Origin of the sequence: Pseudonocardia ammonioxydans, assembly GCF_900115005.1 — a bacterium.
Taxonomy (GTDB): domain Bacteria; phylum Actinomycetota; class Actinomycetes; order Mycobacteriales; family Pseudonocardiaceae; genus Pseudonocardia; species Pseudonocardia ammonioxydans.
Map to the genome: position 1 here is coordinate 46,296 of NZ_FOUY01000038.1, position 11,019 is coordinate 57,314.

Genomic DNA, 11,019 nt, shown 5'->3' on the forward strand with positions numbered 1-11,019 from the left:
CGGCCCACTCATGATTTATCCCGCTGACGATGTCACGTTCCCGATATACTTTAGTGACATGGCCACGTTGTCGCCCGCCGCCGTGATCCGAGAGACGCCGGAGAAGTCCTTCGTCCATGTGGACAGGCTCCCCGGCTCCTCGACCGCTGCCCGCAAGGCAGCCTCGCGGGCCGCCAAGGACTGCCTGCTGCTGCCGGTACGCCGAGGGCTGTACTACCGGGGTCTCCGCACCCGCTACGGCGTGGTCGCACCACGACCCGACGAGATCGCCCGCGCAGTGCTCGGCACTCGCGGCGTCGGCCCGGCCGGCTACTCCGCAGCACGCGCCTGGGGTGTGACCACCCAGGTGCCGCCGGTGTGGCACGTGGCAACCCTGCGTACGGTCGAGCCGCTCGACGGCGTGGTCCAGCACTCGCGCCGCAACCTCGCCCGCGCCGACCTCAACGAGAAGGAGATCGCGCTGCTGGAACTGCTGCGCGCCCCCGAGGTCTACGTCGAGGCCGTCTGGGCGACTTTCGTCGCCAAGGTCCGTGCCGCCATCAGCTCCGGTGAGATCAGCGCCGCGCGCCTGCGCGAGACCGTGCCCGGCGAGTACAACCGGGCCGTGCGCGACAACTTCGCCCGGCTCGAACTCGACGGCGCCCTCGGCGCCGACGGATACGATTGGTCCATGTCGACCACAGCACGTCCGACCTACCGACCGCTCTCCGGTCCGACGGGTCGTCGCGTCGTCGAACACCGCCAGGAACTCCTCGACGTTCTGCGTCGACACGGGGTGACCAACGCCGAGATCTTCGGCAGCGTCGCACGGGGCGATGACCGCGACGGGAGTGACCTTGACCTGCTCGTCGACCTCGCGCCGGGGACCGACCTGTTCGACATGGTCCGCATCAAGCGCGAGCTCGAAGAGGTCCTTGGAGCACCCGTCGACCTGATTCCGCGTGTCGGCTTGAAAGAACGAGTGCGCACCGCGGCATCGACGGACCTGCGGCCACTGTGAGTCGCTCCGACGCCGACCGGCTCGACGACATCGCCAACGCCATCACCTCGATCCGATCGCACCTTGAACACGGCCCCATCTCGGTCGAGATCGTGATCGATGCCGTCGCGATGCGGCTGCTGGAGATCGGCGAGGCCGTCAAGGGACTCAGCCCCGAACTGACCGCGCCAGAAACCGAAGTGGACTGGAGCGGAGCCGCCGGCATGCGCGACTTCCTCGCCCACCACTACTTCGCGACCCGGCCCGACATCGTCCAACTCACCATCGACCAGCGGCTCCCGGCCCTCGATGAGGCCGTCGCGCGACTACGCGAAAGGCTGTGACTCATACCCTCCCTCGAGGCAGGCGACACCGGGTGTGACGATCTTTGACGACTCTCGCCCCGACCGGCCCGCCTGGATCGGACTCGCGGCCCGTCATCCCGTCTTCGCGGCACGGCACCGTCGGCCCCGATCTCCACGGACCGGCGGCTGCCCTGCCGGCGACAGAGGTCGTTGCAGAAGTAGCGGAGCGGGTCCGAGCCCGGACAGGGCCGATGGGAGCATCGCGGGTATGGCGAGGCCCAGGGTGACGGCGAAATCGAAGATCTTCCGGATCGAGATCGTGCTGGTCGATGTCGAACCGACCGTGCGTCGGGTGATCGAGGTTCCGGGCGAGGCCAGCCTCGCCGCCCTGCACGAGGTCCTGCAGGAGTCGATGGGCTGGACGAACTCCCACCTGCACGAGTTCGAGGTCGACCATGCCCGCTACGGACCCCTCGACCCGGATGCGGACGAGGACCTGCTCGACGGGGCCAGGACGAAGCTGTTCCGGGTCCTCGCTGCCGGGGACGACGCGGGCTATGTCTACGACTTCGGCGACAACTGGCACCACCTGCTCGTCGTCGAGGCTGTCAGCGTCCCCGAACCCGGAGTGCGCTACCCGCGTTGTGTCGATGGCCAGGGAGCCTGCCCACCCGAGAACGTGGGCGGGACGTTCGGCTACCCGAAGTTCCTCGACGCGCTCGCCGACCCGGACCACGCCGATCATGCTGATCGGGTCGAGTGGTGGGGATCGGACCGGTTCGACCCGCACCACTTCGACCTCGACGCGACCAACCAGGCGCTGGCGCGGCTGGCCTGGACCCCGCTGAGCGGGTCGAGCTCGACGTCGAGGTCCTGACCCCGGGACGAACCCGGTCGAGGTGCGTGGCACGCACCGGCTCCGGCAACGACCTGTAAAGCACTCGCTGAACAACTACATCTCGTGCACTATTGCACTCACTGGCGCGCTTTCCGCTCGCCGCCGAGGGAGCGCACAGCCTGAGCCCCAGGAGGCCGCACGTGCCGGACTACGCCCGCCTGTACCGCTTCGGGATCACCCCGTGGGAGCGCTACGCGGCGACCGCGCGTGCGGAACTCGCGACGCGGCTGGACCAGGAGCGGGCCCGACGACCGCAGCCCGGCCGGGCCCTCGACCTGGGGTGCGGCCGCGGGCTGTTCACACCGGAACTGGCCCGGCGGGGCGGAGCGGCCGTGGGCATCGACAACGTCCCGGCCGCGATCGAGGCGGCACGCGAGCGGGCCCCCGACGGCGTCACCTACGTCCTCGGGGACGTGCTCGACCCGCCGGACGGGCTGGGGGCCTTCGACCTGCTCCTCGACATCGGCTGCTTCCAGGGGTTCGACGCCGGCCGGCGGTCGGCGTACGGCCGGGCGGTCACCCGGCTGGCCGCGCCCGGCGCGACGATGCTGCAGCTGAGCTTCGGCGCGAGCCGCTGGCGGTCGCTCGTGGGCGGCGTGTCGCAGGCCGAGGTCGAGTCCGCGTTCCCGGACTGGGAGCTCGACACGGCCGACGCGGCGGGCACCACCGGGCTGGGGTGGCCGATGAACCGGACAAACCCGTGCTGGTACCGGTTCCACCTGCCGTCCGGCCCCGATAGCACCGACACCGTCCGCCCCACGCCCACGGAGGCACCATGAGTCTCGACCGCATCGACCTGCCGACCGGCGAGACGCTGACCGTGCTGCGCAACGGCGCGAGCAGCGGCGGGGCCGGGTTCGAGTTCGAGGCCGTGCTCCCGCCCGGGCTCGCCGGCCCGCCCGCACACCGGCACCGGCTCGAGTCCGAGACGTTCACCGTGCTCGACGGCGAACTGCAGGTCCGCGTCGGCCGGGAGCACCGCCTGCTCCGCCCCGGCGAGGCGGTGACCGTGCCCCCCGGGGTCGTGCACGCCTTCGCCAACCCGACCGACCGGCCGGTCCGGATCCGGACCTGCGAGACACCGGCCGGACCGCTGGAGGAGCAGTTCCACGCGCTCGCCGCGGCGGGCCGGCTCCCGCCGCTGCGCCGGCTCGCCCGGATCAACGTCGCCCACGACCTCGACTTCGTGCTGCACGGCGTGCCCGAAGCGCTCCAGCGTCCACTGTGGCGCCTGCTCGCCGCGCTGCCGGCACCATCCGGGAAGGACAGCACATGAACGGGACGGCCGAGGTCGTCGTCGCCGGGGCCGGGCCGACCGGTCTCGCGCTCGCCTGCGGCCTCGCCGCGGCCGGGACCCGGGTCCGCGTGCTGGACCGCGCCGCCGGCCCGGCCACCACCTCGCGGGCCAACATCCTGCACGCCCGCGGGGCCGAGGTGCTCGCCCGCCTGGACGCCCTCGCCGACCTGCGCGAGCGGGCCGTGGCCCCGGTGGGCATCCGGATGCACGTCAAGGGCCGCCACCTCACCACGATGACCTTCGCCCCCGACGAGCGGGAGACCGTGCAGGCCCTGTTCGTCTCGCAGGCGGTCGTCGAGCAGCGCCTGCGCGCGCGCCTGGGCGCCCTCGGTGTCGAGGTCGAGTGGGGGCACGGCGTCGAACACCTGGGGCAGGACGCCGACGGCGTCACCGTCCGGACGGCCGGTGGCGGCGCGGTGCGGGCGTCCTGGCTGGCCGGCTGCGACGGCGCGCACAGCCGGGTCCGCGAGCTAGCCGGGATCGACTTCCCCGGCACACCCGTCGTCGAGCGCTTCCTGCTCGCCGACGTGCACGCCGACGACATCGCCGACCGCGAGCACTCCGCCGGCTGGTACCACCGCGACGGGATCCTGATGGCGATGCCGATGCCGGACGCGTCCGGGAACCTGTGGCGGCTGATGGCCAACGTCCCGGACGACGGCCGCACCCTCACCGCCGACGAGATCGTCCGGGCCTTGGCCGGGATGCTCCCGGTGCGGGCGGGGATCACCGGCGCGCGGGTCCGGGACGCCGTGTGGACCTCGGTGTTCCGCATCCACCGCCGGTTGGCGGCGGACTACCGGGCCGGGCGCGTCCTGCTCGCCGGCGACGCGGCGCACATCCACTCCCCGTTCGGCGGGCAGGGGATGAACACCGGCATCGGCGACGCCGAGAACCTGGCCTGGAAGCTCGCGCTCGTGGTGCGCGGCGACGCCGGTGGCGAGCTGCTCGACACCTACACCGCCGAGCGGCGGCCGGCCGCCGCCGAGGTGCTGCGGCGCACCACGACCAGCACCCGCGCCCTGGTCGCCGAGGGCGCCGTGGCCCGGCTGCTGCGCGACCACGTCGTCGTCCGGATCCTGAACCTGCCCGCGGCCCAGCGGCAGGCGACCCGCACCGCGTCCCAGCTGGGCCTGACCTACCGCCGGGGCCCGCTCGGCGGCCGCGGCCGGTCACCACGCCCCGGGGACCGGGTCCGCGACCGTGCGGTGCTGCTCGCGGGCGGCGTACCGGGCAGCCTGACCGGTGCGCTCGGCCCGGACTGGGTGCTGCTCAGCGGGGACGCCGGGGCGCCGGAGCGCTTCCACGACGTCCTGCGCGACGCCCTGCCCGGCGCCGTCGCCACGGCCACCGACTCCGCGCACGACGGCGACGAGGTGCTGCTCGTCCGCCCGGACGGCCACCTGCTGTGGCGCGGGACGGACCCGGCCCGGCTGGCCCGGCGGCTCGCCACGGCGGGGATCAGACCGGGGCCACCTCGCCCTTCTTCAACGCCGCCCGGTACGGATCGGGCGACAGCGCGGCCGCCACGATCGTGATCAGCACCATCGCCGACATGTAGACGGCGATCATGTCGTAGCCGCCGGTGGCGTTCAGCAACGCCGTCGCGATCACCGGCGCCAGCCCGCCGGCGAACACGCTCGCGCTCTGCGCACCGATCGACGCGCCGCTGTAGCGGACCTCCGGCTCGAACAGCTCGGAGAAGTACGCCGGCTGCGGCGCGTAGACCGCGGAGTTGCCCACGTTCACCGCGATCACGGTGGCCAGCACGATCAGCGGCAGGGACCGGGTGTCGAGCGCCCAGAAGTACGGCCAGCTCATCGCGAGCAGCACGAACGAGCCCCAGAGCACGGTCCGGCGGCGCCCCCAGCGGTCGCACGCCCAGCCGTAGAACGGGATGCTCGCCAGCCCGATCGCCGACGAGATGATCACCGCCAGCAGCAGCTGGCTGCGCTCCATGGTGAGCACGACCGTGCCGTAGGTCAGCACGAACGTGGTGTGGATGTAGAAGGTGCTGTTCTCGGCGAACCGCAGGCCCGCGGCCCGCAGCACGTTCCCGGGCTGGCGGCGCAGCACCGCGAGCACCGGCTGGCGCTCGATCTTCCCGGCCGAGCGGGCCGCCTCGAACACCGGCGACTCGTGGACCTTCAGCCGGATGACGATCCCCAGCACGACCAGCACGATCGAGGCCAGGAACGGCACCCGCCAGCCCCAGGACACGAACGCCGCGTCGGACATCACGACCGACATCACCAGCAGCGACAGGTTGGCGGTGAGCATCCCGGCCGGCACGCCCGTCTGCGGGAAGCTGCCGAAGAACCCGCGCCGGTGCGGCGGCGCGTACTCCACCGCCATCACCGCGGCCGCGCCCCACTCACCACCGAGCCCGATGCCCTGGATGATCCGGAGCAGCACGAGCAGGATCGGTGCCGCGATCCCGATCGTCTCGTAGGTCGGCATCAGCCCGACCAGGAACGTGCCGCCGCCCATCAAGACCACCGACAGCACGAGCATCGACTTGCGGCCGATCCGGTCACCGAAGTGCGCGAAGATCACTCCGCCGAACGGTCGCGCGACGAAGCCGACACCGAACGTCGACAGGGCCAGCAGCGTGCCGGTGAGCGGGTTCGCCGTCGGGAAGAACAGCTCGTTGAACACGAGCGCGGCGGCCGCGCCGTAGACGAAGAAGTCGAACCACTCGATCGACGTGCCGATCAGCGTCGCGAGGGCGACCCGGCGGGTCTCCTTCGGCGTGGGTGTCGTCGGGGCGGGATGCGTCATCGGATCCTCCGCGACTTCCGCGATGCGGAATCTGCGTCCTGGTGTGGGAGGCACCCTACGTTCCGGAGGGTAACGGTGCCACGCGGAACATACTGCATACTGTGTCGCAAACGGGTTGTTCGCGGAACCGCTCGACGACGGTCCGTGAGCCCGGCATCGTGGTGCCCGATCCCGTCGAGCGACGCCGAACGAGCCGTGGAGGGAGGGCGCCGTGCGGACGATGAACTCCTCCGAGTTCCGCGACCGTTACGCCGAGACCCTCGACGCCGTCGTCGCCGACCGCGAGGAGGTCGTGATCACCCGTTCCGGCCACGACCCGGTGGTCCTGGTGGCGCTCGACGACTACGAGTCCCTCCAGGAGACCGCCTCCCTGCTCCGGAGCCCGGAGAACGCACGGCGGCTCCTGACCTCGATCGATCGCCTCGAGAACGGCGGAGGTACGTCCGGGAGCTGAGCGACCCACCGGACGTCCGGCGGAGCCGCCCCGGCAGTGCGGGGCAGTAGGTTCGGCCCGGTGAGCACCGACCTCGCCGATCTCTACCGCGACCTGCACCGCCACCCCGAGCTCTCGTTCGCCGAGATCCGCACGGCCGGGATCGCCGCCGACCGGCTGCGCGCGGCCGGGTACGAGGTCACCGAGGGCGTCGGCCGGACCGGGGTGGTCGGCGTGCTGCGCAACGGCGACGGCCCGACGGCGCTGCTGCGGGCCGACATGGACGCGCTGCCGGTCGCCGAGGACACCGGTCTCGACTACGCGAGCACCGTGCACGCCCCCGGCGCCGACGGCGAGCCCACCCCGGTCGCGCACGCCTGCGGCCACGACGTGCACGTCACCTGCCTGGTCGGGGCCGCGGCCGAGCTGGCGTCCACACGCGACACCTGGGCCGGGACGCTGCTGGTGGTGTTCCAGCCCGCCGAGGAGCACGGCGCCGGCGCGGACGCCATGCTCGACGACGACCTGTTCGGCCGGTTCGGGACGCCGCACGTGGTGCTCGGCCAGCACGTCGCGCCGCTGCCGGCCGGTGTCCTCGCGGTCGCCGCCGGCCCGGCGTTCGCCGGCAGCGACACGGTCCGCGTGACCCTGCACGGCACCGGCGGGCACGGCTCCCGGCCGGAGACCACGGTGGACCCGGTGGTGCTCGCGGCGGCGACCGTGCTGCGGCTGCAGACCGTCGTCTCCCGCGAGGTCGCGGCGACCGATACCGCGGTGCTCAGCGTCGGCACCCTGCGTGCGGGGACCGCGCCGAACATCATCCCGGAGACCGCGGAGCTGGGGCTGTCGGTGCGGTCCTACACCGCCACCGTCCGGGACCGGGTGCTCGGCGCCGTGGAGCGGATCGTGCGCGGCGAGGCCGCCACCTCCGGGGCGCCGCGGGATCCGGAGATCCGGGTCGTCGACTCGTTCCCGCCGGTGCTCAACGACGCCGACGCGGTCGACCGCACCCGGGGTGCGCTCGCGGCGGTGACGGCGCTGCCGGTCCTCGACCCGGGCCCGGTCACCGGCAGCGAGGACGTCGGCCGGTTCGCGACCGCGGCCGGGGTGCCGTGCGTGTACTGGCTGCTCGGCGGGGCGGACCCGGAGGAGTTCGCCGGCTGTGCCTCGGTCGACGACATCCGCGCCCGGATCGCCGAGCTGCCGTCCAACCACTCCCCGCGCTACGCCCCGGTGATCGAACCGACGCTGAGCACCGGGGTCGCCGCGCTGGTCGCCGCGGCCCGGGAGTGGCTGCCGGTCGCGCGGTAGCTGTTCGCGGCGCCGCGGGTCAGAGCGCGGGGGTGCGCAGTGCCTGCACCGCGGCCCGCGCGGCGGCACCGATCGCGGCGTCCGCGCGCGGGACGCTCGCATCGCTGCGGGCGGCATGGGTGAACACCGCGACGGCGACCGGATGCTCCCCCGGGTAGCTCACCACACCGACGTCGTTGCGCACCGCCCCGACGGTCCCGGTCTTGGCGGCCACGGCGGCCGTGGCCGGGAACCCGGCCCGCAGCCGGTGCGGCCAGATCTGCGCCGCCAGCACCCGCCGGGCGAAGGCCGTCCCCGCGGCCGAGGTCAGCTCCCCGCGCCAGAGCAGGGCGAGCAGCCGGGTCGTGTCGGCGGCCGTCGTCGACGACCCGAAGGCCGGGTTCAGCGCGCGGACCTCGACCGGTACGTCGTTGTCGGCCAGCACGGCGAAGGCCGCCGCGACGTCGTCGGTGCCGGTGTCGGCGACCAGGTCGGCGAAGACGTCCTCGGTCCCGCCGGCCACCCGGGTCCCGGGTAGCCCCAGCTCCGCGGGCAGCGCCGCGACCCGCTCGCGCCCCACCCGCGTGTGCACGACGTCCGCGGCGGCGTTGTCCGACACCGTGACCATCGAGGTGACCAGGTCCCGCCAGCTCATCGTCACCGGATCGGCGAGCGCGGAGAGCCCGGTCCCGCCCGGGGTGCGGGCGGGCGGGACGACGACCGGCTCCCGCGGGTCGATCGTGCCCTCGTCGACCGCCCGGCAGTACGCGACCAGCACGAGGATCTTGTAGACCGACGCCATCACGACCGGGACGTCCGCCCCCACGGCGACCTCACCGGGCGCGCGGCCGTCGGTGGTCACCGGGCGGGCGTGCAGCCAGCCGCGCACACCGGCGTCCCGGAACACCGCACGGACCTGCTCCTGCGGTCCGCTCATCCGTGCTCCCGCAGTGCGGCGGCTTCCCGGAGCGCGGCGGCGAGGGCGTCGACGACGCCGTCCGGGGTGTCGTCGCGGAACACCACCCGCACCCGGAACGGCATCGGCTCCCCCGCCGGCCACCGCCGGACCACCCCGTCGGCGCCCAGGTCCGGGTCGGGGGTGAGCGCGAACGCGGCGCCGGTGGCGACGAGGGCGAGGGCCTCGGCCGGTGTCGTGGCGTCGGCCGCGCGGACCGGGCGCCCCCGGGTGTCCAACGTGTCCAGGAGCAGGTCGTGCGCGGCCGGGGCGTGCGTGCGCGGGGCGGTGACGAGGTCCAGGTCGCGTAGCGTCCGCAGGACCACCTCGCCGTCGCCGTCCGCGGCCGGATGATCGGCGGGCAGCAGGACGGCGGTCGGCAGCGCCACGACCGGACCCGCCCGGGCCGACTCCAGGACGGCCGGGTGGGCGACGACGGCGACGTCGAGCGTGCCCGCCGACACCGCGTCCACCAGGCCGACCGTCGGCCCGACCCGCAGCGTGGTGCGGCGGCCCGCCGCAGCCCGGGCCCGGGTGGCCAGCCGGGCGGAGGCCCGCGGCCCGAGGTCGGGGACGACGCCGATCCGCAACACCTGCGCGGCCTCGGCATGCCGCCGGGCGGCGCGGCCGAGCGCGTCGGCGTCCTCGAGCAGCGCGCGGGCCCGGGGCAGCAGGTCCCGGCCGGCCGCGGTCGGTGCCACGCCACCGGGCCCCCGGTCGAACAGCGCGACCCCGAGCCGGTTCTCGAGCCGGCGCAGCCCCTGGGAGAGCGGCGGCTGCGCCATCCCGAGCCGGTGCGCGGCCCGGCCGAAGTGCCGCTCCTCGGCGACGGTGACGAAGAACGCCAGGTGCCGCAGCAGGTCCACCGCGCACCTCCACCTCGGTTCATACTGTTTCGATATCAACCACGCCGTACGAGCATATTCGAAATATCATCCGTGCTCTGCTGGGCTGTCGCCATGACGATCTCCCGCCGCTCCCTGCTGCTCGCGGGCGCCGCCGGCCTCGGTGCCACGCTGCTCGGTTGCTCGGCACCCTCCGGCGCGGCTCCTGCTCCGCCCGCACCCGCTCCCACCGGCCCGGTCCCCGGCCTGTCCGATGTGGAACGCGAGTTCGGGCGCCGGATCGGCGTGCACGCGTCCGACACCGGGTCCGGGGCCGCCGTCGCGCACCGCGGCGACGAGCGCTTCCTGCTGTGCTCGACGGTGAAGGCGCTGATGGCCGGGTTCGTGCTGCACCGCTCGGTCACCGACCCGGCGCTGCTCGACCGCGTCGTCCGCTGGGACCGCTCGGAGGTCCTGGAGTACGCACCGGTCACCGCCCGCCACGTCGACACCGGGCTGACCGTCGCGCAGCTGTGCGAGGCCGCCGTCACCGTCTCCGACAACACCGCGCACAACGTGCTGCTGCGCGAGGTCGGCCCGCCGGCGGAGCTGACGGCGTGGCTGCGGACCACCGGCGACACCGTCACCCGCGCCGACCGCGCCGAACCGGCGCTCAACGAGGCCGACGGCGACCGCGACACCAGCACCCCGGCCGCGTTCTCCGCGACGCTGGCCGGGCTGACCACCGGTGCCGCGCTCCCGCCCGCGCAGCGAGACCGGTTGGTGGGCTGGCTGCGCGCGGCCACCACCGGGAGCCGGCAGATCCGCGCCGCCGCACCCGCCGGCTGGCAGATCGGGGACAAGACCGGCAGCGGGCCCGGCGGGGAGAAGAACGACGCGGCGATCCTGTTCCCGCCGGACGGGGCACCGATCGCACTCACCGTGTTCACCGTGGCCACGGACCCCGACGACGACCGCGGCGAGGAGGCGATCGCCGCCGCCACCCGGGCCGCGCTGGCCGCACTGCCCGGACAGCGCTAGATGTGCTGTCCGGGCACGTTGGTGACAGTCCGGCACGCCCGTCCGATGATCTTGAGACAGGCGAGGGCCTCCGGGTTCGGTGTGGATCACCACGAAACACGCCGAAGCCCGAGGAGGCCCTCTGGTGATCCACCGTAACGCCCCGCTGACCCCGACCGGCCGGCTGCGCCTGGCCCGGTGTGTCGTCGACGACGGCTGGGACCTGCGCCGCGCCGC

The 11,019-nt window shown here is 73.9% G+C and carries 12 protein-coding genes; 9 read left to right on the forward strand and 3 right to left on the reverse strand.

Annotation, left to right across the window (positions count from 1 at the left end; genetic code table 11):
• The first annotated feature begins 58 nt into the window (after nucleotides 1-58).
• The 6 genes from BM093_RS36785 (at nucleotide 59) to BM093_RS26910 (ending at nucleotide 5,017) form a co-directional block, all read left to right on the forward strand.
• Nucleotides 59-1,000, forward strand: coding sequence for a nucleotidyltransferase family protein (locus tag BM093_RS36785; protein WP_218162944.1), 942 nt, complete (start codon nucleotides 59-61; stop codon nucleotides 998-1,000).
• On the forward strand, nucleotides 997-1,323 hold the full coding sequence (locus BM093_RS26890; RefSeq protein ID WP_093352026.1) for a HepT-like ribonuclease domain-containing protein: 327 nt from the start codon (nucleotides 997-999) through the stop codon (nucleotides 1,321-1,323). Before BM093_RS36785 ends, BM093_RS26890 begins: the two co-directional genes overlap by 4 nt.
• Nucleotides 1,324-1,552: 229 nt before the next feature.
• Nucleotides 1,553-2,161, forward strand: coding sequence for a plasmid pRiA4b ORF-3 family protein (locus BM093_RS26895; protein WP_245773827.1), 609 nt, complete (start codon nucleotides 1,553-1,555; stop codon nucleotides 2,159-2,161).
• Between the two features lie 161 nt (nucleotides 2,162-2,322).
• Nucleotides 2,323-2,961 carry a class I SAM-dependent methyltransferase gene (locus BM093_RS26900; protein WP_218162945.1) on the forward strand — a complete coding sequence of 213 codons (639 nt, stop codon included), beginning with the start codon at nucleotides 2,323-2,325 and terminating at the stop codon, nucleotides 2,959-2,961.
• On the forward strand, nucleotides 2,958-3,458 hold the full coding sequence (locus tag BM093_RS26905; RefSeq protein ID WP_093352036.1) for a cupin domain-containing protein: 501 nt from the start codon (nucleotides 2,958-2,960) through the stop codon (nucleotides 3,456-3,458). Before BM093_RS26900 ends, BM093_RS26905 begins: the two co-directional genes overlap by 4 nt.
• Nucleotides 3,455-5,017 carry an FAD-dependent monooxygenase gene (locus BM093_RS26910; protein WP_093352040.1) on the forward strand — a complete coding sequence of 521 codons (1,563 nt, stop codon included), beginning with the start codon at nucleotides 3,455-3,457 and terminating at the stop codon, nucleotides 5,015-5,017. Before BM093_RS26905 ends, BM093_RS26910 begins: the two co-directional genes overlap by 4 nt.
• On the opposite strand, the gene BM093_RS26915 is transcribed toward BM093_RS26910, so the two are convergent.
• Nucleotides 4,941-6,260, reverse strand: a complete 1,320-nt coding sequence (locus BM093_RS26915) for an MFS transporter (protein ID WP_093352044.1) — start codon at nucleotides 6,258-6,260, stop codon at nucleotides 4,941-4,943. The genes BM093_RS26910 and BM093_RS26915 overlap by 77 nt on opposite strands.
• A gap of 220 nt (nucleotides 6,261-6,480) precedes the next feature.
• Here BM093_RS26915 and BM093_RS26920 point away from each other — a divergent pair, with 220 nt between their 5' ends.
• Together BM093_RS26920 and BM093_RS26925 are read left to right on the forward strand one after the other, a co-directional pair.
• Entirely contained in the window at nucleotides 6,481-6,714 is a 234-nt protein-coding gene (locus tag BM093_RS26920) for a type II toxin-antitoxin system Phd/YefM family antitoxin (RefSeq protein WP_245773828.1), read from the forward strand.
• A 60-nt stretch (nucleotides 6,715-6,774) separates the two neighbouring features.
• Nucleotides 6,775-8,004: an amidohydrolase gene (locus tag BM093_RS26925; protein ID WP_093352053.1), complete on the forward strand. Its 1,230-nt coding sequence runs from the start codon at nucleotides 6,775-6,777 to the stop codon at nucleotides 8,002-8,004.
• Between the two features lie 19 nt (nucleotides 8,005-8,023).
• On the opposite strand, the gene BM093_RS26930 is transcribed toward BM093_RS26925, so the two are convergent.
• Both BM093_RS26930 and BM093_RS26935 read right to left on the reverse strand, forming a co-directional pair.
• Nucleotides 8,024-8,920, reverse strand: coding sequence for a serine hydrolase (locus BM093_RS26930; RefSeq protein WP_093352056.1), 897 nt, complete (start codon nucleotides 8,918-8,920; stop codon nucleotides 8,024-8,026).
• Nucleotides 8,917-9,804, reverse strand: a complete 888-nt coding sequence (locus BM093_RS26935; protein WP_177238730.1) for a LysR family transcriptional regulator — start codon at nucleotides 9,802-9,804, stop codon at nucleotides 8,917-8,919. Before BM093_RS26935 ends, BM093_RS26930 begins: the two co-directional genes overlap by 4 nt.
• A gap of 93 nt (nucleotides 9,805-9,897) precedes the next feature.
• Between BM093_RS26935 and bla the strand changes: the two genes are divergently transcribed.
• Complete coding sequence (gene bla, locus BM093_RS26940; RefSeq protein ID WP_093352064.1) at nucleotides 9,898-10,803, forward strand: class A beta-lactamase; 906 nt, start codon at nucleotides 9,898-9,900, stop codon at nucleotides 10,801-10,803.
• Nucleotides 10,804-11,019 lie beyond the last annotated feature (216 nt).